Source organism: Peribacillus sp. FSL H8-0477 (assembly GCF_038002765.1).
Taxonomy (GTDB): domain Bacteria; phylum Bacillota; class Bacilli; order Bacillales; family DSM-1321; genus Peribacillus.
This window is the reverse complement of sequence record NZ_JBBODE010000001.1, coordinates 1,313,634-1,340,564: the sequence shown is the minus strand read 5'-3', so window position 1 is coordinate 1,340,564 and position 26,931 is coordinate 1,313,634. Positions and strand designations below refer to the sequence as shown.

The window sequence follows — 26,931 nt, the reverse complement described above, 5'->3', positions numbered from 1 at the left end:
CTGTTTGCAAATGGTGTAACCAATCAACCTTAAACGGATAACCGTTTAAAGTGGGGTAAAGGTGATAATTGTATGGCTAATGATCAAATAAAAACAGCCGATCAGGTTGTGGAACGGGCAAAGCAATATTTAGACCAGGATGAAGCGGATTTCATATACCGGGCCTATAAATATGCGGAATATGCCCATCGTGAGCAGTTTCGCAAATCAGGCGAACCGTATATTATCCACCCCATCCAGGTTGCTGGAATCCTTGCTGACCTAGAAATGGACCCCGCTACGATAGCTGGTGGTTTTTTACATGATGTAGTTGAGGACACAGATGTTTCCCTAAAAGATATTGCCGAAAACTTCAGCGAAGAAGTAGCTATGCTGGTTGACGGGGTAACAAAGCTCGGGAAAATTAAATATAAATCGCAGGAAGAACAGCAAGCTGAAAATCACCGGAAAATGTTCGTTGCCATGGCACAGGATATTCGTGTCATTCTGATTAAACTGGCTGACCGTCTTCATAATATGCGGACGTTAAAGCATCTTCCACAGGAGAAACAGCGCCGAATTTCAAATGAAACGCTTGAAATTTTTGCTCCGCTTGCACATCGTCTCGGAATCAGTGCGATCCGTTGGGAGCTTGAGGATACAGCGTTACGTTATTTGAATCCTCAGCAATACTACCGGATTGTTAATTTGATGAAGAAAAAACGTGCCGAGCGTGAGGAATACCTAAGCGGTGTCATCGATGAAGTTCGCCAAGAGGTGACGGATGTAAATATCAAGGCGGATATATCCGGCCGTCCGAAACATATTTACAGCATTTACCGTAAAATGGTCGTGCAAAATAAGCAATTCACTGAGATTTATGATTTGCTGGCAGTAAGGATTGTGGTGAATAGCATTAAGGATTGCTATGCGGTTCTTGGAATTATTCATACATGCTGGAAGCCAATGCCGGGCCGATTTAAGGATTATATCGCGATGCCAAAGCCGAATATGTACCAATCGCTGCATACCACAGTGATTGGGCCTAAAGGGGATCCGCTTGAAGTACAAATTCGGACTTCGGAAATGCACCAAATTGCTGAGTACGGGGTTGCCGCTCACTGGGCGTATAAAGAAGGCAAGGAAATCAACGAACAAGCGTCTCTTGAAGATAAGCTGACATGGTTCCGTGAAATTCTTGAGTTCCAAGATGATGCGACCAATGCAGAAGAGTTTATGGAGTCATTAAAAATTGATCTATTCTCTGATATGGTATTTATTTTCACACCGAAGGGCGATGTTATTGAGCTGCCCGCTGGATCGAACCCAATTGATTTTGCGTACCGAATTCACTCTGAAATTGGGAACAAAACGATTGGTGCGAAGGTGAATGGTAAGATTGTGCCACTTGATTATAAGCTGAAAACCGGTGATATCATGGAGGTTCTGACATCTAAGCATTCGTATGGACCAAGTCCAGACTGGCTGAAGATGACCCAGACTTCACAGGCGAAGAATAAAATCCGTCAATTCTTTAAGAAACAGCGCCGTGAAGAGAATATTGAAAAAGGCCGCGAAATGGTTGCTTCCGAAATCAGAGAGATGGAATTCGATCTGAAAGAAGTCCTGACCCCAGAAAACCTAAAACGTGTAGCAGAGAAATTTAATTTCTCTAATGAAGACGATATGTATGCCGCAGTCGGCTACAATGGCATTACTGCATTACAGATCGCCAATCGCTTGACTGAGCGATTACGCAAACAAAAAGAACAAGACCAGCTGACAGATTTGAAAGAAGCAGTATCTGAAGTTAAGACGGTCAGTCATACGAAGAAACGTGAATCCGGCGTCCGTGTACAAGGCATTGATAATCTGCTGATTCGTTTGTCGAAGTGCTGTAACCCGGTTCCCGGAGACGAAATTGTCGGCTTTATCACGAAAGGCCGTGGTGTATCCATACACCGGACGGACTGTACGAATCTTGAAAGCGGCGAAGAAGATCGCTTGATTCCTGTTGAATGGGAAACAGATTTGAATTCAAATAAAGAATATAATGTGGAAATTGAGATTACCGGCTATGACCGCCGCGGATTGCTAAATGAAGTCTTACAGACGGTTGCTGAAGCCAAAACGAATATGTCTGCCGTTTCTGGAAAGTCTGATCGCAACAAGATGGCGACGATTAACATGGTCATATCCATTACGAATATCAGCCACCTCCAGAAGGTTGTCGATAAGATCAAGCAAATTCCTGATATTTATTCGGTAAGACGGAACATGAACTAAGGAGTTTTGAACAGACATGCGAGTAGTAATTCAACGTTCCAAGGCAGCAAGCGTCACTGTCGATGAACAAATTATTGGCGCAATTGACAGTGGACTTGTCGTACTAGTCGGCGTTACACATGGCGATACGAGTGAAGATGCAGCATACTTGGCTGAAAAGATCGCAAACCTGCGAATCTTTGAAGATGAAAATGAAAAGATGAATTTTTCATTGCTTGATGTCGGCGGATCGGTGCTGTCCATATCACAATTCACGTTATATGGAGACTGCCGCAAAGGCCGCCGCCCGAACTTCATGGACGCCGCTCGTCCAGAAGAAGCAACCATCATCTACGAACAGTTTAACGACGAACTCCGCCAAAAAGGCCTAACCGTCGAAACTGGCCAATTCGGAGCCATGATGCAAGTCCAACTAACCAACGACGGCCCCGTCACCCTCATACTAGAAAGCAAAGAAAAGAACTAAAGACAAAGCAAACCCATATCACGGGTTTGCTTTTTTTACGTGAGGAAAGGGGGAAGAATTAGTCAGCCTTAGGGGAGAATAGAGGTTTCAAGATATTCAAACTAGGCTATTTAACTCAGCTAATTGCGGTTTTAGGGTATCTTCTCTCAACCCAAACAAAAAAACCAGCCCATCCAGCTGGTTTTTCAGTGTTCTTTGAAGTATTTGGCTAGGCCGGTGTAGATGGCGTTGGCGATGGTTTCTTGGTAGTGGTTGTTGTTGATGGTTCGTTCTTCGGTTGGGTTGCTCATGTACCCGAGCTCGAGCAGGACAGCCATTCGGCGGTTTTCACGGAGGACATGGTAGTCCCCAAAACGCGAGCCGCGGTTTTTTGCTTGCGTGTCCTGGCTCAGCGCCTCTTGAATATTGGCTGCGAGTGGTTCTTGAAAGTCATGATAATAGTAGGTGGTAATGCCGCTTGTTACTTGGTCAATCGTGCTATCGTAATGAAAACTAATAAACGCATCGGCGGCATGAAGGTGAGAAATCCGAACACGGTCATTGAGATCTAGATGGGTATCCGAATTTCGTGTCAAGATCACCTTTGCCCCAGAAGCCTCAAGCTTCTCGGCAACAAGCCGCACGGTTCGAAGCGTTACATCTTTCTCAAGTGTCCCGTGAAGACCAGCACTCCCTTGATCCTTCCCGCCATGCCCAGGATCCAGCACAATGAGCTTATTCTGCAAGTACGCTTCATACCCAGTCTGTTTGATTTGCTTCACCTCACCAGTGATTCCGACAATCCATCCCGCCGCATAGGCTTTCTTCCCGTTGGGCAGTTTTACTTGATACCAATTATTTTTCACTGACAGCACTGGAAATTGTTCGCCTTGCTTTGGTCGAAGGACTACCTTCGCGTCCACATTCGCTGCATTCCGTATTGCTGTGCCTGTATGTAAAATAACAATTTGGCTATGCTTCACTTTTTCGACGCCTTCTTTTTTAACGGAGACCTGATTACGTTTTACAAACCAAAGCGGAATCCAGCCGGTCTTCTTAGATGACAGCTGAATCTTTACCATGTTATTTTCTTCAGCAATCACAGCAAACAGTTGGCCTTTCTTCACCGTACCGACCTTTTTTGAATCCAGCTTTGCTTTTTTATGAACAATAAGACTCGAAGCCGTCACTTCTGCCAAGGGACTGCTAGTAGATAAGATATGGCGGGATTCAACCCACCCGCTACCGCTTTGATAAGAAATTTCTACCCATTTTTTTGTCTTGCTTACAATGGTAACCCCGCGTCTATGAACCTTGCCAAGCACGGGACTGCTAGTTGAGGAATCGGAATAGACGGTCGTATTGTTATCAACGATTTGACCTGTTTCTTGAGCAGCTGCTGGCTGTGCAACATAGACCGAGGATATCCAGCCCGTCAGGCCTTCTGCTTTTATCTCCAGCCATTCGTCTTTTTGACCAATCACTTCAACAGCTGTGCCATTGGCAAGCGTACCGACCGGCTGTTGGTCTTTGCCGGGGCCGGAACGAATTTGTACACCATTGCCGCTAATCATGCTCAGGGCTTTCGTATCGGTGGGTTCAGCCCCTCTCGTTATCAGCCATTCGGCAACCCAGCCCGTCATACCAGAACCAAGCATAATTTCTATCCACTGGTTGGACTCTGAGATAACTGGATATACTTCTCCACGATAAATTTTCTTTACCAGCTGAAACTCTAAGCCGGGTCCCCCTCGAACATTTATATAATCGGCATTGATGGTAACTTCTGCCTCAAGTTCCGCTTTAACAGGCGTTATTTGAGAAAAACACATAAACATCAAAACCAAAATGAGTACCGATTTTCTCAAACAAACACCTCCTTTGTTAGGATTAATTCTCCATTATAAAAAAATTCCCTTCTTAGTCTGAAAATAATCACCAAAAACGGGACAAACTAAAACTAAGATAACATAAGGGGGACTAGGAATGAAATTCAGTGAAAAAAACCAGACCAGCGTAAAGGGTGTTAATCAGATTCTTGGAGTGGATTTCCATGACTTTATTCAACGTGAACAGGGAGATTCGAGCACAGTTGAGCTTGCGTCAGAATTTGGCCTGTCAATCCGCGAAGTTAACAAAATGAAGAAAAAAATTGGCGGGCGCTGACCTTTTTAAACGCTTGACAAGTTGCCGTTCACTCCGTATGATTATAAAAGTATCTAAATGAAAACATTTAGCCCATGATCGAGAAGAGTAGTCAAGGAATACACGTGTAAAGAGAAGATATGCGGCTTTTGCTGAAAGCGTATCTACATGCTGTCTTGATGAACGAACACTCAGTAGGCTCCACTCTGAAAAATGATTTTAGTAGGAGATGGACGTAGGCAGGCGTTAACTGCTTTTAAGAGGAAGCTGTATTTGGCTTCAATTAGGGTGGCACCACGGGATATTCAAACTCTCGTCCCTTGTAGCGTATTCGTTACAAGGGACGGGAGTTTTTTGTTTTTATAAGGAGGGTAATACACATGTCTATTCAAATTCCAAGAGGTACTCAGGATCTGCTTCCAGGTACAACTGAAGTTTGGCAGTATATTGAACAAACGGCACGCGAAATTTGCCGTCGTTATCAATACAAAGAAATTCGTACTCCGATTTTTGAGCACACAGAATTATTTCTGCGCGGTGTCGGTGACACAACGGATATCGTTCAAAAAGAGATGTATTCATTCAAGGACCGCGGGGATCGTGATTTAACGCTTCGCCCAGAAGGTACAGCCTCTGTTGTCCGTTCTTATCTTGAAAACAAAATGTTCGGCAATGCGAATCAGCCGGTCAAATTATACTATATTGGACCTATGTTCCGTTATGAGCGTCCGCAGGCAGGCCGTTTCCGTCAGTTCGTTCAGTTTGGGATTGAAGCACTCGGCAGCAAGGATCCTGCGATTGATGCAGAAGTTCTTTCACTAGCAATGGGGATCTACAAGGAGCTGGGCTTGAAGAAGCTAAAGCTTGTGATCAACAGCCTTGGTGACAGCGATAGCCGTACAGCTCACCGCAATGCATTAGTGGAACACTTTAAACCACGGATTAATGAGTTTTGCGGAGATTGTCAAAACCGTCTTGAAAAAAATCCACTTCGAATTCTGGATTGTAAGAAAGATCACAATCACGAATTGATGGCCAGCGCACCATCAATCATTGAATTCTTAAACGAAGAGTCCCGTGTGTATTTTGAAAAAGTACAAAAGCATTTGACTGATCTTGATATTGATTTTGTCATTGACCCAACGCTTGTACGCGGACTGGATTATTATAATCACACGGCATTTGAGATCATGAGTGAGGCAGAAGGTTTCGGCTCGATTACGACTCTTTGCGGCGGCGGACGTTACAATGGTTTGGCTGAGCAAATCGGCGGCAGCGATGCACCGGGAACTCCGGGAATAGGGTTTGCATTGAGTATTGAGCGTTTAATTTCGGCGCTTGCAGCAGAAAATGTCGAGCTTCCAATTGAAGAAGGCATTGATTGTTACTTAGTTTCCATGGGTGAAGCGGCGAAAGATTATACCGTCAAGCTTGCCTATCAGCTTCGTAAAGCAGGATTTGTGGTCGAGAAAGATTACCAAGACCGTAAAGTGAAAGCTCAGTTTAAATCCGCAGACCGCTTAAAGGCAAAATTTGTGGCTGTACTTGGTGACGATGAGCTTGAGAAACAAATCATTAACCTGAAAAACATGACTACCGGTGAACAGGTTGAAATGGAACTTGCCACCTTTATAGAGCAATTTAAATCACAGCAGTCCTTAGGAGGAAATTAATATGTATGGCAGAACGTATTTCTGTGGAGAAGTCACAGAACAAGCAATTGGAGAAAAAGTAACATTAAAAGGATGGGTATCAAAACGCCGCGATCTTGGTGGAGTTATCTTTGTTGATTTACGCGACCGTTCAGGTATCGTTCAAGTCGTGTTTGATTTAAATACATCAAGCGAAGCACTGGCTATTGCCGAAAGAATTCGTAGTGAATATGTTCTTTCTATTGAAGGCGTTGTGCGTGCACGTGATAAAGAAAACATTAATCCAAACATCCCAACCGGTGTTATTGAAGTAGATACAACGCAAGTTACGATTTTAAACGAAGCAAAAACACCTCCTTTTGCCATTGAAGACCGTACAGAGGTATCTGAGGATATTCGTTTGAAATACCGTTATTTAGATCTTCGTCGTCCGATGATGTTTGAAACATTGAAGATGCGTCACCAAACAACAAAAGCAGTTCGTGAATACCTTGACGGTGCTGGATTCCTTGATGTTGAAACGCCAATTTTAACAAAGAGCACGCCAGAAGGCGCACGTGACTATCTAGTACCTAGCCGTGTGCATGAAGGTGAATTTTATGCATTGCCGCAATCACCGCAGTTATTCAAGCAAATGCTGATGGTTTCAGGTATTGAACGCTATTACCAAATCGCTCGTTGTTTCCGTGATGAAGATTTACGTGCTGACAGACAGCCAGAATTCACGCAAATTGATATTGAAACAAGCTTCATGAGTCAAGATGATATCATTGCGATGACAGAAGAAATGATGGCAAAAGTTATGCGTGAAGTGAAGGGAATCGATATTACACTTCCACTGCCGCGTATGAAGTATGATGAAGCAATGGGCCGTTTTGGTTCAGATAAGCCAGACACTCGTTTCGGTTTAGAGTTAATCGACCTTACTGAGTTCTCTCAAGGCTGTGATTTCAAAGTCTTTTCTGGAGCAGTAGCAAAAGGCGGACAAGTAAAAGCATTGAACATCAAAGGTGCTGCAGCTGATTATTCTCGTAAAGATATGGATGGATTAGGTGCATTTGCTGCCATTTATGGTGCAAAAGGTCTTGCTTGGCTGAAGATTGAAGAAGACGGCATGAAAGGTCCAATTGCTAAATTCTTCACAGAAGAAAATCAAAAACAAATGGCACAAATCGTTGATGCTGAAGTAGGCGATATTATTGTATTTGTGGCTGATAAGAAAAGTATTGTTGCCGATGCTCTTGGTGCGCTTCGTATCAAGCTTGGTAAAGAACGCAACCTTATTGACGAAAGCAAATTCAATTTCCTTTGGGTAACAGATTGGCCGTTGTTCGATTATGATGACGAAGCGGGAACCTATTCTGCAGCACATCATCCATTCACAATGCCTTTCCGTGAAGATATCGAAATGTTGTCAACTGACCCAGCTAATGTCCGCGCACAAGCGTATGATTTGGTTCTTAATGGGTACGAGCTTGGCGGAGGATCATTACGTATCTTTGAACGTCCGATTCAAGAAAAAATGTTCGAAGTACTTGGATTCACAAAAGAAGAAGCAGCAGACCAGTTTGGCTTCTTGATGGATGCCTTTGAATACGGTACACCGCCGCATGGTGGAATTGCGCTTGGGTTAGATAGACTTGTTATGCTGCTTGCCGGCCGTACAAATCTACGTGACACCATTGCCTTCCCGAAAACAGCAAGTGCAAGCGACCCGCTTACAGACGCACCAAGTCAGGTAAGTAAGGCCCAGTTAAGAGACTTAAGTTTGTCAGTTTTGACGAAAAAACAAGATTAATTTACTAGTATCTCACTCTTGAAAGAGTGGAGTGCAATATGATAAACTACTTGTAACAGTAAAAGTCCTGATGTGTTCGTTCTTTAACCTATAAGTTTTGACCGAACACTTATAGTTACGGGAGCCAATGTTTCAAGGCCGCGTAAAAGCCTCCTTCGAGAGGACTTACAAAAGCCGAGAACCGAGCACCCACCTGCGGAGAGCGGGTTCAAAACGAAGGCAAAACGGCACAATTGGGACTTTTACAAAAGTATTGACAGTCAGAACCCTGCATGGGAATGCAGGGTTTTTTTATGTGTTGTATGCCTCGTCATGCCAAATGAATCACCGAAAAACCAAACATAGCCAAATATCGTTGCCTTTCCTGCTCAACTTTAAGCAATTCTCTTTAAAACTCCTCAATGTGTATAATTTTTGTTGGCAAAAAGGCTGATATACCTAGGCTCTTTTAACTTACATATCCCCAATATTTAAGGATAATACCAATTGTCCTGAACACATTTCTCCTACTTTATTCCCTTCATGCATCGTTTGAAAGATCATTACTGAGTAAGCGCTTGATTTGCTGTTTACTAAGGGTTTACCAGCTTTCCATTCAATCACAAGGTTGCAATAATTACTAATTCAATAGGTAAATTTATATATCAAAATAATGTTTTGTGGTCCGTAGTGAATTTGGCTCGTGGGAAATATTAGTTTCTAGTTATTTGAAAATAAACAGAGATATAGTCTGTTTTTTTTAGGTTCAGCTAGAGTTTATACTTGAATTTATCTTGAAAAATTATAGTGAATAAACCTGTTCTTAGTATTTAGGAATAATAATAAGGGTCGAAAATAGACCATACATATAATAGAGAATCGTTGGAGGAATGACATTTGAAAAAAGTAAAAAAAGCAATCATACCCGCGGCTGGACTCGGTACGAGATTTTTACCCGCGACAAAGGCCATGCCAAAAGAAATGCTGCCAATCGTAGATAAGCCTACGATTCAATATATTGTTGAAGAAGCGGTCGCAGCCGGCATCGAGGATATCATTATTGTCACAGGTAAGAATAAGCGTGCAATTGAAGATCATTTTGATTGTGCCCCTGTGCTTGAAATGGAATTAGATAAAAAAGGAAAAGACAAGTTACTTGAGAGAGTACAATTCTCTTCTAATCTAGCTAACATCCACTACATTCGCCAACAGGAAGCAAAAGGACTTGGACATGCTGTGTTAAGTGCACAGACATTCATTGGTGATGAGCCGTTTGCCGTCCTTCTTGGGGATGATATCGTACAGAGTGAGAAACCTGGGATTGGTCAACTGATGGATCAATACGACGAGGTTGGTTCTTCTGTGATTGGTGTAAAACAAGTACCAGCTGATGAGACCGATCGTTATGGAATCATTGACCCAGCAACTCAAAATGGACGAAGCTATGAGGTAACTAAATTTGTTGAAAAGCCTAAGCAAGGAACGGCTCCATCGAATTTAGCGATTATGGGAAGATATGTGCTGGCTCCAGAAATCTTTGCATACCTGGCTAAACAAGAAGCAGGTACCGGTGGAGAGATTCAACTTACGGATGCTATTCAAGCTTTGAACGAACACGAAAAAGTATATGCTTATGAATTTGAAGGCAGACGATTTGATGTCGGGGAAAAGCTCGGCTTTGTGAAGACCACTATAGAGTTTGCGCTCCAAAACGAAGAAATTGGTGAAGATGTCCGCCTGTTCTTAGAAGAGCTTTTGAAGAAAGAGCCTGTTTACGCTTAAGAATATGCATGACAAGGAGGACACCTGCACCATGAGCCAGCCCTATATATCGGTTATTCTGCCGATTTACAACGTAGAAAAGTATATTGATGAAGCCTTTAACTCGTTATTAAATCAAACCATTGGATTTACGAATCTCGAAATTATCTTAGTCAATGATCGTTCAACGGATGGGACGCTTGCAATTCTTGAACGTTATGAGCGGGATTATGAAAATGTTAAATTAATGACACTTCCCAAAAACTCAGGTGCACCTGGTACGCCTCGAAATGTCGGCATGCAGCACACCACGGGTAAATATACTATTTTCCTTGATCCGGATGATTATATTCCATTTGATGCGTATGAAAAGTTATATCGTGTTGCGGAGGAATGGGAATCAGACTTCGTGATGGGCCGGATGATCAGCTTTAATGACAGCAACCCAATTGGACATCAATGGTTTCATATCACGTTCCGAGATTACTTGATGAAAAAAAGCTACTTCAATGTAAAGATTGACGAAGTGCCTTTTTTCCTTCAGGTTAAAACCGCCGTGTATTTGAAGCTCGTCCGAAGCGACTTCATGAAGAAAAATCAGCTGAAGTTTGTGGAAGGCATGAAGAATGGGGAAGATAAATACTATGATATGCAGCTGTTCACACTCGCGAAGAAGTTCAGCTACATTCCCGAAACCATCTATCTTTACAGGACCCGGGATGATGAAACGAATCCATCGATGACTCAGCAAGACATGGAGCCAACGATGCTTAATGACTGTAAGGCAGCGATGCTCGTAAAGTCCTTGTTAACAAAAGAACAATACCAAACCTTCCAGATCAATGCGCTTCGATCCCTGTTTTGGAAATTGATAAATCCTGGATTTAATTCACTTCCTTATGAAAAGAAGGTCTTTCTTCTTGAAAAGATGACTCCAGTTATTGAGGGGTACAATCCGAATATTATTCAGAAATATTATAAGTTTGAGTATCCCGTTGTCAGCCTGATATCAAAGCGTGAATATGATTTGGCCATCGAATATATTAAACTTCAAATTTCTCGTAAGACGTGGTACCTAGAAGGCAAGCAATTACTTGAGATTAAAAATACGCAGGATAAAATGCTTTCCAGTATTTCTTGGAAGTTGACGAAACCATTAAGAAAGCTGAACAACCTACTTCATAGATAAAATAGAGGGATTGGAAGGTTTTGTAGAAGAATCTTCCTTTCCTTTTTTCAGTTCAAAGCAGGGGAGTTTCGCCCTGCATATAAAGAAGGAGATTACTAATGAATCTGTGTGTACTATTTTTATCAAAAGGTGAGGAGTTAGCAAAACGTAAGCTATTTGCTGATGTTCAGACAATAACCCTAAGTTCTGAACAGATTACATTAGAGGATATCAAAGCGGATTATCTGTTATTTGTGGATCAAGATGTCCAAATAGATGAAGGATTTCTTACGCCCATCCTGTCTAACCTCTCAAGTGATGTTGACTTCTTACAACTAACCCCTAAACAAGCAAAAGGCAGTATTCTTAAACGGGAAGATGTATTCCTGGCAAGTTATGAAAACATTACTGCACTGAAAGTGATTAAAAAGTCGGTACTGTCAAAGCTTGATTATTTTGACATTGGCACGCTTGATCGTCCTATGCTGACAGACTTATATTTTGATTTATTTCAAGAACCTCTTACATTCAATACCATCGAGAGCGGTTATCAATTTCTAAACAAAGTGGATGTAGAATCCGTTCAGCAGGAAGTGGAATTGATTACCCATCTTCTCTTCGAAAAAACCAGTGCGGATCGAAGAAAGTTCCTCGTTTTATATAAACGAGCATTGATTAAAAGGCTATTCAAACTGGCTGATACAAAAGCATTCGCAGAGCTGATCCCGTATTCGGAGCAAGAAGACGTGCTTAGGCTGTTTAGGGAAGTTCTTCTTGATATTGATGATCCTACCTTAACGCAGATGGACTTAGATGGATATATTCCGTTTGTTCAAATGATTCGTGCTGAATACTACACGGAGGGGATTTATTACCTGCGATTAATGCGAGGAAAACGGTACTGGTTCAACCGAAGCAAAAAGCTGAATAAAAAGGTTAAACGATACCCAATTGCAGACTCAACCTCTTGGAAGGTATCAGCTCCTTTGCGTAAAGGTAAAAACATCTGTAAAAACATTCGTAATACATGTATGAAAATAGGACTCAGCCTGCTAAGTCTGCCGGTTAAACTGCGTTATGCTGGCCAAGATGCCTGGCTTGTCAGTGAACGGCCTGATCAGGCTGAAGATAATGGGTATGCTTTTTTCAAGTATTGCCGTGAAAAGCATCCGAATAAAAAAGTCTTTTATCTAATCGACAAGGACTCACCACATATGGATAAGGTTCAAACACTCGGCAACGTGATTATCCACTCAAGCCTTAAGCATTGGCTGTACATGCTGACTGCGAAAAAATATATCAGTGCCTGGGTATTTGATGAGTTTTCCCTGCCAAAGGGATCTGCAGACTTTAAGGAACTATTTGCATCGGTATATGAGAAGACTCCGCAAATTACCTTACAGCATGGAGTGATTATTCATAATATTGCTCCCTATCTGAGCAAAGCACAATATAATCAACAGCTTTTCATTGCCAGTTCTGAAGCGGAGAAGGAAGTCATTAAACAGACGTTAGGCTATGAGGATCAAGACGTTGTCGTTACAGGGTTGAGCCGCTTTGATAATCTTCATAATCTTTCGGTCAAAAAACAAATTCTAATTATGCCGACTTGGAGACGCTCCATCTTTAATCTCAACAAAAGTCAGTTTCTTAGATCACTGTATTTTAACCGTTATTACCAACTCGTCCGGAACGAGCAGTTGTTAAAGGTTCTTGAGGAAAAACAAATCGTTCTGAAATTCTATGTACACAGCCAAATGCAAAAGTTCTTACCAGAATTTGCGTTTGAACATCCAAATGTTCAATTTTTGACCAAGCAGGATGCCATTGTGTCCGAGCTGCTGAAGGAAAGCTCGCTGCTAGTCACCGATTATTCATCTGTAATGGCTGATTTCCTTTACATGGATAAGTCGGTTCTTCTGTACCAATTCGATCCGTATGATAACCATCATGGTCCAGTTCAACAGATCAGCTATGATGATTTTGGAGAAGTTTTTGATGATGAAGCTAGATTAGTAGAAGCCATTACGCAAAGTATCAATGCAGATTTCAAAATTAGTCCTGAGTATCAAGCAAAATCAAATACATTCTTTGCACATAAAGACCAACAGAACAGTGCACGAATATTCAAGGCGATTAACGACCTGAAAGGGGCAAGAAAATGAGGACATTGACTAGTACCAATTTTAGCTATCAAAAGGAAGCCGGACGCGTAACCTTTTTGGTCGACCTTCCAGAACAGGTTAATGAGGAAAGTTCCTTTTATTTACTTAAAAAACGTCCTGGATTATTGCCGCCGGTTAAATGGACAATTCCCTTTAAGGCAAAAGCAAAAAGGATAGCGTCGGTTGAAGTGGATTTTGAAGAACTCTTTGCGGGTGAGCGGATAGAGGGAGCTTGTCAATTAATCTATACATCCGGCAGGAAAGACTATCAATGTATCATCGATTCTCAATCGTTCGACTACTATTCCTTCAACAATGGTCTATATGAATGTAAGCCATATCTCACGACGCATGGCACGGTTGGTTTATATTTCAAAACCATTGAATTGCCTGTCATAGCTGAGAAAATGAGTTTCAAAAAAGGCATGCTGAGCGGCGAAATGACGTTTAAAGAACTCTCCCCGGCTATTTCTGTTGAAATTGGTATCAAAGATAGGAATGATCTAACGAAAGAGTTTACCCTTCGTTACCCTGTCAACGTGAACCAAAGGAAAGTAGGCTTCGAACTGCCGATTGCTGTTGACCTAAAAGAGTTTGAGGATGGACTCATTTATGATTTGTATGTGATTTATAAGAGCGGGAAGTTAGTACGAACTGAGAAAATAGCCACACCAAAGAATTTTAAAGCGAACTATGCACGCAGTGAAAAAAATTCTTTTTACCTGATTAAACCCTATAAGAATAATGAACAATTGCTTTCCCTGTATATTAAGCAAGAAGAGATGGCTGTATCGATTGTCGATGTTATTTTTAATAAAACAAATGGTCAATTTTCGATTGAAGGCTTAGTTGACAATGGTCCGGTACCGGTTCAAGCGCATGCGAGTAAAGTCGTACTTAAACTGCGGGACAAGCTGGGCAATGAGCAGTATTCTTTTGAAACAGCAAAATCACTAGAGGTAAGCGGTGAAATTTTTGCCGGAGCGTATCCGTTAGAAAGCCTTCCAATTCATCATTCGTATGAGGGCGGGATTTGGGATGTTTTTATCAGGCTTCAAGCTGCCAATGACAGTGTGGCAGATTATCCGGTCAAAGTGGTTGATGGGTATATAAGTAAGAATTATAACTATTATGTATCCCCTGAAAGCAGCACTTCAAAAAAAATTAAACCCTACTTGACGGGTGCCCGTGGAATCGCCCTCTATACAGCAGCTAACCAGACAACAGAGAAAATAAAAGTGGCTCTCTTCGGCAGTCAACTGATTACCAAGCCATTTTTATTCACGAACCGTACTGAGGCTGTTTATCAAGTCGTATTACAGCAAAATCTTTCTTCTATGACAACTATGGCGGCGAAACCTGTCCGCATGGATGATACAGATTTGAAATCGGTTACCAAAAGTGACCGAGCTATGCTGAAACAAGAATTTGAAAAGACTTTCTTTACAGATTTGGAACTAGCAGCACCGGATTATCTAGTCATCGATTTAGTGAATGATGTGGCTAGTCCTTTCATTCAACTTATGGACGCACAAATGCTTACCTTGAGTAGTGCATTAGTAAGATCAGGCTATGGGGTCAATGAAGAAAGTATAATGGAATCTTCCGTGCACATGAAGATGAACGCGATGGATACGTTCATTAACTCACTGATGGCTGTGATGCCAGCAGAACGGATTATCCTAGCATCCGCGAGAGTGAACGATGGTGAGGAACAAACGGTTAAACGGAATAATGCAGTACTAGCCATGCTTGAGTCCTATTTCGTTTCAAAACTCCCAGAAACCAATGTACTAGATTTAACGCAAGGGAGTTCTGATCAAGAGTTTGTTCAACAGTTAAATGCCGTTGTATTGCATAAACAAGTCACATTCAGAAGCAGGGTGGAATATGGAAGTCTTGATCAAGAACATCAAGTATCTGAAAAACGCCATTGATTTATTTCTGGACATACCTGAGGAGTTAATCGGAACGGAGCTTTCGTTTCGAATAGTCAAACGCCAAGCAAATGTAGAAATCTATAATCATAAGCAAGTGTTTGGTACACATGTGGGAATCGTCAGCATGACTGCCGATGATTTTGTCGGCCGTACACTCTTCCATCCAGAGGAAGTATGGGATTTACGGGTATCCACCGAAAAGAAAGAGATTCCGGTTAAAAAAGGAAACTCATTGTCGGAAAAGACGCACTATCTTGAAGAAAAGTGGCAGGGTTTTACCTGGAAGCCTTATTGGACAAAAGATGAGCAGCTCGCCTTTTATGCACGATATCATACGGCTGTTGAGGCAGTAGAGGTAAAAGATGTTTATGCGACGAGAGACCGACTTTGGCTGAAACTGGATGATTGTGTTCTCGTACAAGGAGATACAATGGTACAGCCAACCTATACCGATCAATCTACCGCGTATTTTGTCCTGCCAATCGAGACTTTCTCGTTTGACCAGGAGGGCTGTACCGTGATGCCATTGACGGTAGCTGTAACGAAAGACGAAAAATGGCTGATGGCAAAAAGTACTGGGACTATCAAAACACATGGAGAAATAGAGGTTACCGTCGATAACGGTATGCTGCAGCTGAAAAAACCAAGAAAAACGGTTTCGGTTATTGGTTCATGCGTTTCTCGAGACAATTTTAATTCTCATTTCAATTCGGGATACAAGCAGGACTTTCAATTTCTTCGGCTGCAAAATCAGGTATCCATTATCAGTGCGGTTGCAGATCCATTGGTCATCAATAAGGAAGAAATCACTCAACTCGGAACCTGGGAGCAAACTAATCTGTTAGCCGAATGCAGGAAGGATTTTTTCACAACCTCTGATTTAGCTGACACAGATTATCTCATTCTAGATTTTTTCTCCGATGTCTATTTCGGGGTGTGCCTGCTTAGGGATTCGGCACTTACCAATAATCACTGGGTGCTTCATAAAACGGATGTTTACCAAGATGACTTAACGATCTGTACACTAGCTGAAGATGATGAAGCTTATTTTGATAGGTGGAAACAAGCCATTCATCAACTATTTGAAAAACTGAGTATTACGATGCCTTTCACAAAAGTGGTCCTTCATAAGGCACGATTTACGGATCGCTATTTAAAAGAAGATGGCAGCGTTGCGTACTTTGAAAATGCTGAAATGGTGGAGCAATTGAATGAATGGTGGGATCGGTTTGACCAATATGTTGAGAAGAACTTTGAGGTCATTTCAATCAGTGTCAGCCAAGAAAAGCTTCTTTCACACGAAAAACATAAATGGGGCAAATTTAATGTCCACTATATAGATTCGTATTACCATGAATTCTTAGCGAAATTCAAAAGGGCTTTGGAGATTGGCCATTCATGAAAAAAAACCTAAATTATATCTCAATAGGCCTACTGATTTTGGGAGTCATTGTTTTCATCATGATCCAAAATAAACAACCAGATGTGATTGATATCTCGGAATATGGCCATGATTCAGAAGCCATTCAAAAAGGGTTAAATAAGGCAAAAACAGACGGTAAGGTCGAAATCCTGATACCAGCTGGGAACTACAGCATGAACGAAACCTTACTTATTTATAATCATACGAAAATAGTCATGGAAGAGGAAACGGTGCTGGTTCGTAAGCACGAGGGTGCGTTCATGTCGAATGGAAAAGCCGGCGATCAGTATACCGGCTATAAAGGGAATGGCAGCATCATTATTGAAGGCGGCACATTGGACGGTAATGTTCAGGATGTTGAATATGGGGAGTATGGCTATGGCGGAATCGAATTTGCCCATGCCGACCACATTGAGATTCGGAATCTTACCATAAAGGATATTGTTTATTCCCATGGAATTGAAATTAATTCGTCCCGTAATGTCGTGATTGAAAATTGCCGGTTCCTCGGTTACCTTGATCCGACAAAGGATGGCAGCCGGAGTAAATCGGAAGCGATTCAACTTGATTTTTCCTCCAAGAACGGATTTCCCCATTTCGGTGACTGGGACGGGACGCCAAGCCGTGATGTCGTCATAAAAAACAATTATTTTGGTGATAGTGATACAAAAGACATGAATACGTGGCCAGTCGGAGTTGGAAGCCATAGCGGGAAGAATGACGAATGGAATGAAAACATTACGATAACCGGCAACAAGTTTATGGGGATGACCTATACCGGAATCAGCGCTTATAATTGGAACCATGTAAAGATCAGTGAGAATACTTTCTCAGGAATCAATGAAGTAATCACGATTGAACATCCAGGAAACAAGTTGAAAGAACAAGATATTACGATTGAAAATAATTCGAACGAATAAGGTCCGGTAAACCTATCATCTTACTTATATTTTACAGGGGTTTATGATATATTCATGATAGATAGAATATAGGTTGGAGTTGAAAAGGTATGCTGCATCAATTTTCACGTAATGAGTTGGCAATAGGTAAAGAAGGCGTTGAATTGTTGAAAAATTCAACGGTGGCCGTACTTGGAATCGGCGGTGTTGGTTCGTTTGCAACGGAAGCGTTGGCTCGTTCAGGCGTCGGCCGTTTGATTTTGGTTGATAAGGATGATATTGATATCACGAATATTAACCGTCAGCTTCATGCATTGTTATCGACAGTCGGAAAGCCAAAAGCAGACTTGATGAAAGAACGCATTAAGGATATTAATCCTGATTGTGAAGTCATTTCACTGAAGATGTTTTACACAGATGAAACGTACGAGGAATTCTTTAACTACGGGATTGACTATGTCATTGATGCTTCCGATACAGTGATTTATAAAATTCACTTAATGAAAGAATGCCTCAAACGGAATATCCCGATTATTTCAAGTATGGGTGCTGCCAATAAAATGGATCCGACCCGCTTTAAAATAGCTGATATTTCTAAGACACATACCGACCCGCTTGCTAAAGTGATTCGGACGAAACTACGTAAGGAAGGCATTAAAAAAGGCGTCATGGTTGTCTTTTCTGATGAAAGCCCGATTGTGATTCGCGAAGACATCCGCAAAGAAGTCGGAAACGATGCGGCAAAAATCCGCAAAGCCCAAATGCCGCCATCCTCAAACGCCTTCGTCCCATCCGTTGCCGGCCTGATTGCCGCCAGCTGGGTCGTCCAAGAAATCCTTACCGATATCCATATCGCACGAGTCAACGACTAAAAAGATTGCAGAGAAAGCACCACTTTCTCTGCAATCTTTTTTTGATGTAAGTGCACGGCGAGGCGTATTTCTATAGGGACGAATGTTTTGCAAAAAGGGCCGAATGATCTCGAGTTTGGGCTGAATAAATTGCAGAATGGGCCGAATGTTTCCCACTTTGGGCCGAATACTAAAGTTCAAGAGATATTAAGCCAATCCGGGTGCTTCAGAAAGAGTGAATACAATGAAAATCTGCTTAACAAGACAGAAAAAGAGAAAGATACTCATTTTTAAGAGCCTTTAGAAGACATATTAGCTATAGAGGCGTTTTCTGTGGATTGGGGTGGTCCAGAAGGACAATATAAAAGAAAGGGCCGCTTCCTTTCCCCCTCCCCATGTTTATCTAATACTTATTCCGTGTAAATACCAATAAGATACATATTTCAATGAGGAGTTGATTTTTTTATGAAGCAAAAGGTTTCTGAAGTGATTTTGGATCAATTAGCAGCGTTTGGGGTTAAGCGGATTTATGGGGTGGTAGGGGATACGATTATTGGTCTTCTTGATGCGTTGGCAAAGCAGGATCGTATTCAGTTTATTGCTGTGAAGCATGAATCGAGTGCGGCGTTGATGGCTTCTGCTGAAGCGAAGCTAACGGGAAGACTCGGTGTTTGTACAGCAACGATGGGTCCGGGAGCGACGAATCTACTAAACGGATTGGGCGATGCCTATTCAGATAAGGCACCTGTCCTTGCGCTTACTGGACAAGCACCGACCAACAAGATTGGAACCGACTATCAGCAATATGTCGACCAGCAGGAGCTGTTCAAACCATTCGCCGCCTATTCTGCGAATCTTGGCAGTGAGGAGGCAATTGTTGAATTGCTTCAAAAAGCAGCACAGATTTCACTGCAGCAACGGGCGGTTACTCATCTTTCGATTCCAAAAGATTTATTCGATAAAAAGACGTCGGCTCAATCACGTCCGTTACCAGTCGTGATAGAAGGAATTTCAACGTTTGAAAAAGAAGGTGTCGAACAGGCTGCAGCCATTATGAAAACAGCCAAACGTCCGATGATTCTTGCCGGTGCAGGTTCTGCGAAAGCTTCGGTCGATCTTGAAGCACTTGCCGAACGCTGGGGTGCCGGCATTTTGACCAGTCTTGGCGGCAAGGGTATCTTTGAAGAAAACTCTCCCTACCTCCTCCAAGGGATCGGCGAAGGCGGAAATCCGTATGCGAAAGAAATCTTTAAAGAGGCAGACGTGGTCCTCCTGTCCGGTGTGACCTGGTGGCCAGAAGGATATGTCCCGCAGAACGCCAGAATTATTCAAATCGATATCAATCTAGATAATGCGAAAAAAGGGATTCCTGTTGAGCTCGCAATCAGCGGAAAAACAGAAGATATCATCCCACTCTTACAGGAAAGTCTTACAACCCATACGCCGAACCAAAAATGGCAAACGACCATTCAGGAAGGGAAAGAAAAATGGGCCCAACAAAATCAACAGGAAGGCGAGCAGGAAAGTCAGCCAATCCACCCTTCCAAAATTGTGCGAGCAATTGAAAAAACAATTGCCGATGATGCAATTATCGCGCTTGATACTGGGGATGTGACGGTATGGATGAACCGGAATTTCCGCCAGAAAAATCAAAAGGTGCTCTTTTCCGGCTATTGGCGGACGATGGGCTTCGGTCTCCCCGCTGCCATAGCTGCAAAGCTTGAAATGCCTGAACAACAAGTAGTTGCGATTGTAGGTGACGGCGGACTTCAAATGACACTCGCTGATTTATTAACGGCGACACGTTATGGACTCAATATCACCGTCCTTGTTTTTAACAATCAAGCTCTGCAAATGGAAAATGATAAAATAGATGCCTCTGGGGATCGGAGAGAGGGGACCGATTTAACGAATCCCGATTTTGTTAAAATGGCGGAAGCCTGCGGATGGAAAGGATATCGCGCAGATTCAGGCGACACAATTGAAGAGGTTATTCAACAAGCATTGAACACAGATTCGCCGTCCTTGGTGGACATTCAAACCAATCAAACTTTCTTCCCAGAAACGGAATAAGACATACACTGAAGCTCAAGTTTTGGGCTTCTTTTTTTGTGAATAAAAAATATTTTTAAATTGAATTTTACTATAGTGAGGGAGTTTTTGATTTTCCTAGAATAACGCTTTTACTCATAATCTAAAATATGTTTACGAATTTTCGTATATCAATAACGAACTTTTCTTATCCTGACTTCCACGCTTGGTGAAAGAAAACTCTTAGTCCAGAATAATATTTGGCTACTATTTTACAGTTAATTACATTAATTTGAATAAAATAGGACATCTAGACGAGTTGTTCAGATTGATGTACACTAATTTCAAAATAGTATGTCAATTTAAAAGAGCCAGGGGGGTATATTCATGAAGAAGAAAAAGTTAGCAGGAATTCTGCTATCCGTGTCATTAGCTGCAGGTGCGTTAGCCGGGTGCAGTGATTCAGAAAAATCAGGATCGGATGGAGATACCATTAAAATTGGTGCGAACCTAGAGTTGACTGGCGGTGGTGCTTCATATGGACAGTCCGTTGTCGAAGGAATGGAATTGGCAATTGGAGAACTAAATAAAGAAGGTATTGATGGAAAGAAATTTAAACTTGTTAAATATGATAATAAGTCCGATGCAGCTGAAGCTACAGGTGGCGCGACGAAATTAACCAGTCAAGATAATGTATCGGTTATGGTTGGCGCAGCAACAAGCACAAATACATTGGCACAGGTGCAAATTGCCAATGATAAGAAAATACCTTTAATTACTCCGACAGGAACAAACTCAGATATTACGTCAAAAGACGGTAAGTTAAATGACTTTGTTTTCCGGACTTGCTTCATCGATCCGTTCCAAGGAACTGTAGCGGCTAACTTTGCGAAGGATACGTTGAAGGCGAAAACAGCGGCGATTTACATTGACAGTTCGAGTGATTACTCAAAAGGACTTGCAGCTGCATTTAAAGAAGCCTTCACAGCGGGCGGGGGAACGATTGTTAAAGAAGAATCGTTTGTTCAAAAAGACACTGATTTCCAAGCGACTTTAACCAATATTAAAGGCGCAAAACCTGATTTTGTTTTTGTTCCAGCCTTTTATGAAGAAGTCGGCTTAATCCTAAAACAAGCACGTGAATCAGGAATCGACGTTCCATTTATGGGAGGCGATGGCTGGGATTCTCCAAAATTAATTGAAATTGCTGGTGCGGAAGCATTGGAAAATACGTTCATCACAAATCATTACTCTGCAGAAGATCCAGATGAAAAAATCCAAGGATTTGTGTCTGCGTTCAAAGCAAAATACAAAGACAAATCACCAGATGCATTTGCTGCACTTGGCTATGATACAGCGTACTTCATTGCGGATGCCATTAAACGTGCGGGCGGAGATGCGACACCAGAGAAAATCAAGGATGCTTTAGAAAGCACAGACGGTCTTGCCCTTGTATCTGGAAATATGAAATTGGATGAAAATCATAATCCAATTAAATCAGCTTCCATTTTGAAATATGTAAATGGCGAGCAAAAATTTGAAACAAAGGTCAACCCATAAGCAATAGATGAATAGGAGGCGCTCTGCCTCCTATTTTAGCCATTTAAAAGGGGAGTCGGAATATGGAACTGTTTCAACAGCTAGTTAATGGAATTTCATTAGGCAGTATCTACGCCCTGATCGCACTCGGGTATACGATGGTTTATGGGATCGTTAAGTTGATAAACTTTGCACATGGCGATGTGTTCATGGTGGGAGCATTTATCGGTTTTTATTCGATTACAATCTTAGATTTATCGTTCTTTCCAGCCCTGCTCATTTCAATGGCGGCCTGTGCTATTTTCGGGGTTATCATTGAAAGAATTGCATACAAGCCTTTGCGAAATGCAACGAGAATTGCTGCACTTATTACGGCCATTGGGGTATCACTTTTGATTGAAAACGGGATGATCTTTATTCGTGGCGCGCAGCTTGAAGCCTACCCAACGAATCTTTTACCATCAGAAAATATCAACGTTTTTGGCGTAGCGATCAAAAGTCAATCCCTCTTAATCTTAGGAGTATCATTGGTGCTCATGATGATTCTGCAGATTATTGTTCATAAAACAAAAATTGGGAAAGCAATGCGTGCGGTTTCTTATGATGCAGAAGCAGCGAAGTTGATGGGCATTAATGTAAACAATACGATTTCTGCTACCTTCGCGATTGGTTCAGCACTAGCAGGTGCAGCCGGCGTTATTTTCGGAACTTATTACATAAAAATTGAGCCCTTAATGGGGGTACTTCCAGGACTGAAGGCATTCGTTGCTGCGGTTCTTGGCGGAATTGGGATTATTCCCGGTGCAATGGTCGGCGGTCTATTACTCGGTCTCATTGAAGCACTAGTCAGTGCCGCTGGATTTTCACTATGGCGGGATGCGGCAGCATTTGTCGTCTTAATCCTTATTTTAATTTTCTTACCTCAGGGCTTATTCGGAAAAAATAAACGAGAAAAAGTATAGGGGAGACAAGCGATGACTATTTTTAAGCAATCAAAAGGGTTTTGGCTCTCGGTTCTTTTATCATTTATTCTTTTTACTGTGGTACAGCTGCTTTTAACCGGGGGCATTCTAAATTCGTACTATGAAAATATGATTATCTTTATGGGCATTAATATTATCTTAGCAGTAAGTCTGCACTTAATTATAGGCATTACCGGTCAATTTTCCATTGGCCACGCTGGCTTCTTGGCCGTAGGTGCGTTCGCATCGGCTGTTATCACGATGAAGCTTGAAATGCCCTTATTCGCCGGGTTACTTGTCGGAGGGATCGTCGCGGCATTAGCGGGAATGCTGATTGGGATTCCAACGCTCAGGCTGAAAGGGGACTACCTAGCGATTGCGACACTTGGATTTGGTGAAATTGTTCGGATTGTCTTCTTAAATATCGATTATATTGGCGGAGCAAGCGGAATGCAGGTGACCCATCTGACGACTTGGCCTTGGGTTTTTGGCTGTATCCTAATCACAATCCTTGTGATTCGTAACTTTACGAACTCCTCACATGGACGTGCGTGTATTTCCATTCGAGAAGACGAAACAGCAGCAGATGCAATGGGGATTAACACCACGTATTATAAGGTTGCTGCATTTGTGATTGGTGCCTTTTTTGCTGGGATAGCCGGAGGGTTATGGGCACATAATTTCTATATTATTCAACCGTCAAATTTCGGTTTCTTGAAGTCATTTGATATTTTGATCTTTGTTGTATTAGGCGGTTTAGGCAGCTTATCTGGTGCGGTACTTGCAGCCATTTTGCTGACAATCGTGTCGACCTTCCTGCAGGATTATCCGGAAACACGGATGCTGTTCTACAGTCTGATCCTGATTGTGATGATGATTTATCGTCCACAAGGTTTAATGGGTACGCGGGAATTAACGTCGCTGTTCAAGCGTAAAACAAAAGGAGGTTCTAAGGATGGAAACCACCACACCACTGCTTAACATTGATCATGTCGGAATCCGCTTTGGAGGCTTGAGAGCTGTTGCTGATGTGAATATTAAGCTCTTTCCAGGCGAATTGGTTGGGCTGATTGGTCCCAATGGTGCCGGGAAAACAACGCTGTTCAATCTGTTAACGGGTGTATACGTTCCGACAGAAGGAAATATTTCCTTTGAGGGAGAAGATTTACGCCGGCTGCCTCCGTTTAAAATTACACGAAAAGGGATCAGCCGAACGTTTCAGAATATCCGTTTATTCAGTGAACTTTCGGTGTTGGATAATGTAAAAGTGGCGTATCACTCACAGGCGAAACATACGATGGTGAGTTCGATTTTACGCCTGCCGGGACATTTTTCCGGGGAGAAAGACATGCATGAAAAAGCAATTGAGTTTTTGAAGATTTTTAACCTTGATCAATATATGGATGAAAAAGCAAAAAATCTGCCCTATGGACAACAGCGCCGGCTCGAGATTGCCAGAGCATTAGCCGCCAATCCGCGTTTGTTGCTGCTCGATGAACCTGCTGCAGGGATGAATCCAAAGGAAACACATGAATTGATGGACTTAATCGGGTTGATTCGGAAACAATTCAATCTGACCGTGCTGTTGATTGAGCATGATATGCCCTTAGTGATGGGTGTATGTGAACGGATTTATGTGCTGGATCATGGTCAGCTGATTGCTAACGGAACGCCTGATGAAATCCGTAACAATCCAAAAGTCATCGAAGCGTATCTCGGCGAGGAGGTTTCATAATGCTGAAAGTAGAAGACATCAACGTTTACTATGGAAACATTCAGGCGCTGAAGGGTGTCACGCTTGAAATTAACCAAGGTGAAATCGTCACCCTGATTGGGGCGAATGGTGCTGGGAAGAGTACGCTGTTAAAAACCATCTCTGGCTTACTAAAACCCAAAAATGGTCAGGTACTATACGAAGGAAAGTCAATTGGCGGTAATCAGGCGCAGGCTATCGTTAAACAAGGTATCTCACATGTACCTGAGGGCCGTCGGGTCTTTGCCAATATGACCGTTCAAGAAAACTTGGAACTGGGTGCTTTTTTACGGAAAGACAAAGCAGGGATCAAAGAAGATATGGAACGTGTGTATGTGCTGTTTCCGCGTTTACTTGAGCGGCTTAAGCAGCATGCAGGGACACTGTCAGGCGGTGAACAGCAGATGCTTGCTATGGGACGTGCTTTGATGGCTAGACCGAAGCTGCTTCTGCTCGACGAACCTTCAATGGGACTTGCCCCGCTGCTGGTTAAAACGATCTTCCGGATTATCGAAGAAATTAATGCGACCGGAACGACCATCTTGCTCGTCGAACAAAATGCGAATCTAGCACTCTCTATCGCCGATCGAGCCTATGTTGTAGAAACCGGACGAATCGTCTTGGCAGGGACAGCCGAGGAACTTACTTCAAGCGAAAAAGTAAAAATGGCCTACTTAGGCGGACACTAACAAAACCCTCGACACGTATGTGTCGGGGGTTTTTAAATAAATTGTCGTCGACATCTGCGGAGATAAATGATAGAATTTAATGCAAATGATAATCATTATCAACAATGAAGTATGAGGGGTCGTTTGTATGCTCGATAAACTGCAAATGTATATTGTGTTCGCTGAATGTCTTTCGTTTACGGAAACGGCGAATAAAATGTTTTGTTCGCAGCCGACAATTAGTCATAAGATAAAACAGTTAGAAGAAAAATATAATACCGTATTCATTCAACGGAAAAACAAACAAATCGTCTTGACTGAGAGAGGCAAGATTTTTTTACAATATGCTAAGAAAATGGTCCAGTTACATGAGCAGATGGAGAAAGAGCTGCATCAAGCAGAGTCCTCCTTATCGGTTTATGTTAGTCATTATATTGCAGAAAACTACTTTTCAAAGATTTTACCGAATATAGAAAGCTTCCAACTGCAACCGTTCTCAATAAAAGGCTATAGCTACGAAAACCTAAAGAAAAGTTTGCTTCAAGAGAAAACAAAATTTGCGATTATGCCAGTCTATGAAAATGACCGGACCTTTCAACAAGGGTATAACGTTGATTTATTGTTTGAAGAAGAATTAGTGTTAATCATGGCCTGTAATCATCATTTAGCAGAAAGAAAAGTAATCTATACGCGTGATCTAGAAAGTCAAATTCTGCTTTTGCCTGAAAATCATTATTTACAGGATTTGATTAAAGAAAAAATTAATCAAAAAAACCCGACTGTTCAATATATGGAAATGACGAACTTTGAGATTATTAAGCAAGCTGTCATGTCTAATTTAGGTGTCGCTTTTTTACCGGTAAAAGTAGTTGAAAAGCTGTTAGGTGAGGGTAAAATCGTAGCGAAGTCCATTCACGGATGTTCAATCAAACGTCAAAATGCAATTGTATCGAATGCAGGTAAACAATTATCTCAAAAAGAACAGCATTTTTGCCGCTATGTTCAAAATCAATTTGATACATACGAGTGTCCTTTACTCCAGAAAATCCCCAGCTCTTGAAGCTAGGGATTAAGTTTGTAGACAAAAGAGGTTCGGAATGGTTTCATTCCGAACCTCTTTTGATATTTTGAACATATTTCATGGATGTTTTCCTGCTTATCGAGGTAGATCATGGCTTTTAATAGGCTTACTGTTATTTTATAGTTCTTTATTGACATAGTATCCGTTTTTTAAATCACTTATGTCCTGTTGAATTTGTTCTAGGATAACCCTTTCAATTGCAAGGTTTTATCCAGATTAAATTTAGAAAGACGGTTGATTGAAGTGAAAGGCGTGAAGACTCCTGCGGGAACAGCGGGACAGGTGAGACCCCGCAGGAGCGTAAGCGATGAGGAGGCTCACCGCCCGCCCGCGGAAAGCGAAACGCCTGGAACGGAAATCAACATCTCGATTTTAAATCTCACCTGAGTTTGTCTACAAACTGAAT

The 26,931-nt window shown here is 42.0% G+C and carries 20 protein-coding genes, 1 other RNA gene and 1 other annotated feature; of the genes, 20 read left to right on the top strand and 1 reads right to left on the bottom strand.

What is annotated here, in order from left to right:
• Nucleotides 1–72: 72 nt before the first annotated feature.
• Complete coding sequence (locus tag MHI18_RS06865; protein WP_340846640.1) at nt 73–2,265, top strand: RelA/SpoT family protein; 2,193 nt, start codon at nt 73–75, stop codon at nt 2,263–2,265.
• 16 nt (nt 2,266–2,281) lie between these two features.
• Nucleotides 2,282–2,731 (top strand): D-aminoacyl-tRNA deacylase, encoded by a 450-nt coding sequence (dtd, locus tag MHI18_RS06860; protein WP_340846639.1) that lies wholly within the window; start codon nt 2,282–2,284, stop codon nt 2,729–2,731.
• 185 nt (nt 2,732–2,916) lie between these two features.
• Here dtd and MHI18_RS06855 read toward each other — a convergent pair whose 3' ends face one another.
• Nucleotides 2,917–4,578: an N-acetylmuramoyl-L-alanine amidase gene (locus tag MHI18_RS06855; protein WP_340846638.1), complete on the bottom strand. Its 1,662-nt coding sequence runs from the start codon at nt 4,576–4,578 to the stop codon at nt 2,917–2,919.
• A 118-nt stretch (nt 4,579–4,696) separates the two neighbouring features.
• On the opposite strand from MHI18_RS06855, the gene MHI18_RS06850 reads away from it, so the two are divergent.
• From MHI18_RS06850 to MHI18_RS06765, 18 genes are all read left to right on the top strand, one after another.
• Complete coding sequence (locus MHI18_RS06850) at nt 4,697–4,876, top strand: hypothetical protein (RefSeq protein WP_340846637.1); 180 nt, start codon at nt 4,697–4,699, stop codon at nt 4,874–4,876.
• 65 nt (nt 4,877–4,941) lie between these two features.
• Nucleotides 4,942–5,179: a binding site (T-box leader), on the top strand.
• A gap of 56 nt (nt 5,180–5,235) precedes the next feature.
• On the top strand, nt 5,236–6,528 hold the full coding sequence (gene hisS / locus MHI18_RS06845) for a histidine--tRNA ligase (RefSeq protein WP_340846636.1): 1,293 nt from the start codon (nt 5,236–5,238) through the stop codon (nt 6,526–6,528).
• 1 nt (nt 6,529) lies between these two features.
• Entirely contained in the window at nt 6,530–8,305 is a 1,776-nt protein-coding gene (gene aspS, locus MHI18_RS06840; RefSeq protein WP_340846635.1) for an aspartate--tRNA ligase, read from the top strand.
• A 61-nt stretch (nt 8,306–8,366) separates the two neighbouring features.
• Nucleotides 8,367–8,549: non-coding RNA, 6S RNA (gene ssrS / locus MHI18_RS06835), on the top strand.
• A 632-nt stretch (nt 8,550–9,181) separates the two neighbouring features.
• On the top strand, nt 9,182–10,066 hold the full coding sequence (gene galU / locus MHI18_RS06830) for a UTP--glucose-1-phosphate uridylyltransferase GalU (RefSeq protein ID WP_340846634.1): 885 nt from the start codon (nt 9,182–9,184) through the stop codon (nt 10,064–10,066).
• Nucleotides 10,067–10,097: 31 nt separating this feature from the next.
• A complete protein-coding gene (locus MHI18_RS06825; protein ID WP_340846633.1) occupies nt 10,098–11,234 on the top strand; it encodes a glycosyltransferase family 2 protein in 1,137 nt (378 codons plus the stop codon).
• A gap of 98 nt (nt 11,235–11,332) precedes the next feature.
• Nucleotides 11,333–13,378 (top strand): CDP-glycerol glycerophosphotransferase family protein, encoded by a 2,046-nt coding sequence (locus MHI18_RS06820; protein ID WP_340846632.1) that lies wholly within the window; start codon nt 11,333–11,335, stop codon nt 13,376–13,378.
• Nucleotides 13,375–15,315, top strand: a complete 1,941-nt coding sequence (locus MHI18_RS06815; protein ID WP_340846631.1) for a DUF6270 domain-containing protein — start codon at nt 13,375–13,377, stop codon at nt 15,313–15,315. Before MHI18_RS06820 ends, MHI18_RS06815 begins: the two co-directional genes overlap by 4 nt.
• Nucleotides 15,269–16,720, top strand: a complete 1,452-nt coding sequence (locus MHI18_RS06810) for a DUF6270 domain-containing protein (protein WP_340846630.1) — start codon at nt 15,269–15,271, stop codon at nt 16,718–16,720. Before MHI18_RS06815 ends, MHI18_RS06810 begins: the two co-directional genes overlap by 47 nt.
• On the top strand, nt 16,717–17,661 hold the full coding sequence (locus MHI18_RS06805) for a right-handed parallel beta-helix repeat-containing protein (RefSeq protein WP_340846629.1): 945 nt from the start codon (nt 16,717–16,719) through the stop codon (nt 17,659–17,661). Before MHI18_RS06810 ends, MHI18_RS06805 begins: the two co-directional genes overlap by 4 nt.
• A gap of 89 nt (nt 17,662–17,750) precedes the next feature.
• A complete protein-coding gene (locus tag MHI18_RS06800) occupies nt 17,751–18,512 on the top strand; it encodes a tRNA threonylcarbamoyladenosine dehydratase (protein ID WP_340846628.1) in 762 nt (253 codons plus the stop codon).
• 444 nt (nt 18,513–18,956) lie between these two features.
• Nucleotides 18,957–20,564, top strand: a complete 1,608-nt coding sequence (locus MHI18_RS06795) for a thiamine pyrophosphate-binding protein (protein ID WP_340846627.1) — start codon at nt 18,957–18,959, stop codon at nt 20,562–20,564.
• Between the two features lie 345 nt (nt 20,565–20,909).
• Entirely contained in the window at nt 20,910–22,082 is a 1,173-nt protein-coding gene (locus MHI18_RS06790; protein ID WP_340846626.1) for an ABC transporter substrate-binding protein, read from the top strand.
• A 62-nt stretch (nt 22,083–22,144) separates the two neighbouring features.
• Nucleotides 22,145–23,023 carry a branched-chain amino acid ABC transporter permease gene (locus tag MHI18_RS06785; RefSeq protein WP_340846625.1) on the top strand — a complete coding sequence of 293 codons (879 nt, stop codon included), beginning with the start codon at nt 22,145–22,147 and terminating at the stop codon, nt 23,021–23,023.
• 12 nt (nt 23,024–23,035) lie between these two features.
• Entirely contained in the window at nt 23,036–24,004 is a 969-nt protein-coding gene (locus tag MHI18_RS06780; protein ID WP_340846624.1) for a branched-chain amino acid ABC transporter permease, read from the top strand.
• Nucleotides 23,979–24,758 (top strand): ABC transporter ATP-binding protein, encoded by a 780-nt coding sequence (locus MHI18_RS06775; RefSeq protein WP_340846623.1) that lies wholly within the window; start codon nt 23,979–23,981, stop codon nt 24,756–24,758. The genes MHI18_RS06780 and MHI18_RS06775 overlap by 26 nt, the downstream gene beginning before the upstream one ends.
• Nucleotides 24,758–25,465, top strand: a complete 708-nt coding sequence (locus tag MHI18_RS06770) for an ABC transporter ATP-binding protein (protein ID WP_340846622.1) — start codon at nt 24,758–24,760, stop codon at nt 25,463–25,465. Before MHI18_RS06775 ends, MHI18_RS06770 begins: the two co-directional genes overlap by 1 nt.
• Before the next feature lie 127 nt (nt 25,466–25,592).
• The gene (locus tag MHI18_RS06765; protein ID WP_340846621.1) at nt 25,593–26,504 is read left to right on the top strand and encodes a LysR family transcriptional regulator; all 912 of its coding nucleotides are present in this window, start codon (nt 25,593–25,595) and stop codon (nt 26,502–26,504) included.
• Nucleotides 26,505–26,931 lie beyond the last annotated feature (427 nt).

Bases quoted from the DNA above. Each gene is read 5' to 3' on its own strand.
- MHI18_RS06865 (WP_340846640.1), top strand. From the start codon at position 73: ATGGCTAATGATCAAATAAAAACAGCCGATCAGGTTGTGGAACGGGCA.
- dtd (WP_340846639.1), top strand. From the start codon at position 2,282: ATGCGAGTAGTAATTCAACGTTCCAAGGCAGCAAGCGTCACTGTCGAT.
- MHI18_RS06850 (WP_340846637.1), top strand. From the start codon at position 4,697: ATGAAATTCAGTGAAAAAAACCAGACCAGCGTAAAGGGTGTTAATCAG.
- hisS (WP_340846636.1), top strand. From the start codon at position 5,236: ATGTCTATTCAAATTCCAAGAGGTACTCAGGATCTGCTTCCAGGTACA.
- aspS (WP_340846635.1), top strand. From the start codon at position 6,530: ATGTATGGCAGAACGTATTTCTGTGGAGAAGTCACAGAACAAGCAATT.
- MHI18_RS06825 (WP_340846633.1), top strand. From the start codon at position 10,098: ATGAGCCAGCCCTATATATCGGTTATTCTGCCGATTTACAACGTAGAA.
- MHI18_RS06820 (WP_340846632.1), top strand. From the start codon at position 11,333: ATGAATCTGTGTGTACTATTTTTATCAAAAGGTGAGGAGTTAGCAAAA.
- MHI18_RS06815 (WP_340846631.1), top strand. From the start codon at position 13,375: ATGAGGACATTGACTAGTACCAATTTTAGCTATCAAAAGGAAGCCGGA.
- MHI18_RS06810 (WP_340846630.1), top strand. From the start codon at position 15,269: ATGGAAGTCTTGATCAAGAACATCAAGTATCTGAAAAACGCCATTGAT.
- MHI18_RS06805 (WP_340846629.1), top strand. From the start codon at position 16,717: ATGAAAAAAAACCTAAATTATATCTCAATAGGCCTACTGATTTTGGGA.
- MHI18_RS06800 (WP_340846628.1), top strand. From the start codon at position 17,751: ATGCTGCATCAATTTTCACGTAATGAGTTGGCAATAGGTAAAGAAGGC.
- MHI18_RS06795 (WP_340846627.1), top strand. From the start codon at position 18,957: ATGAAGCAAAAGGTTTCTGAAGTGATTTTGGATCAATTAGCAGCGTTT.
- MHI18_RS06790 (WP_340846626.1), top strand. From the start codon at position 20,910: ATGAAGAAGAAAAAGTTAGCAGGAATTCTGCTATCCGTGTCATTAGCT.
- MHI18_RS06785 (WP_340846625.1), top strand. From the start codon at position 22,145: ATGGAACTGTTTCAACAGCTAGTTAATGGAATTTCATTAGGCAGTATC.
- MHI18_RS06780 (WP_340846624.1), top strand. From the start codon at position 23,036: ATGACTATTTTTAAGCAATCAAAAGGGTTTTGGCTCTCGGTTCTTTTA.
- MHI18_RS06775 (WP_340846623.1), top strand. From the start codon at position 23,979: ATGGAAACCACCACACCACTGCTTAACATTGATCATGTCGGAATCCGC.
- MHI18_RS06770 (WP_340846622.1), top strand. From the start codon at position 24,758: ATGCTGAAAGTAGAAGACATCAACGTTTACTATGGAAACATTCAGGCG.
- MHI18_RS06765 (WP_340846621.1), top strand. From the start codon at position 25,593: ATGCTCGATAAACTGCAAATGTATATTGTGTTCGCTGAATGTCTTTCG.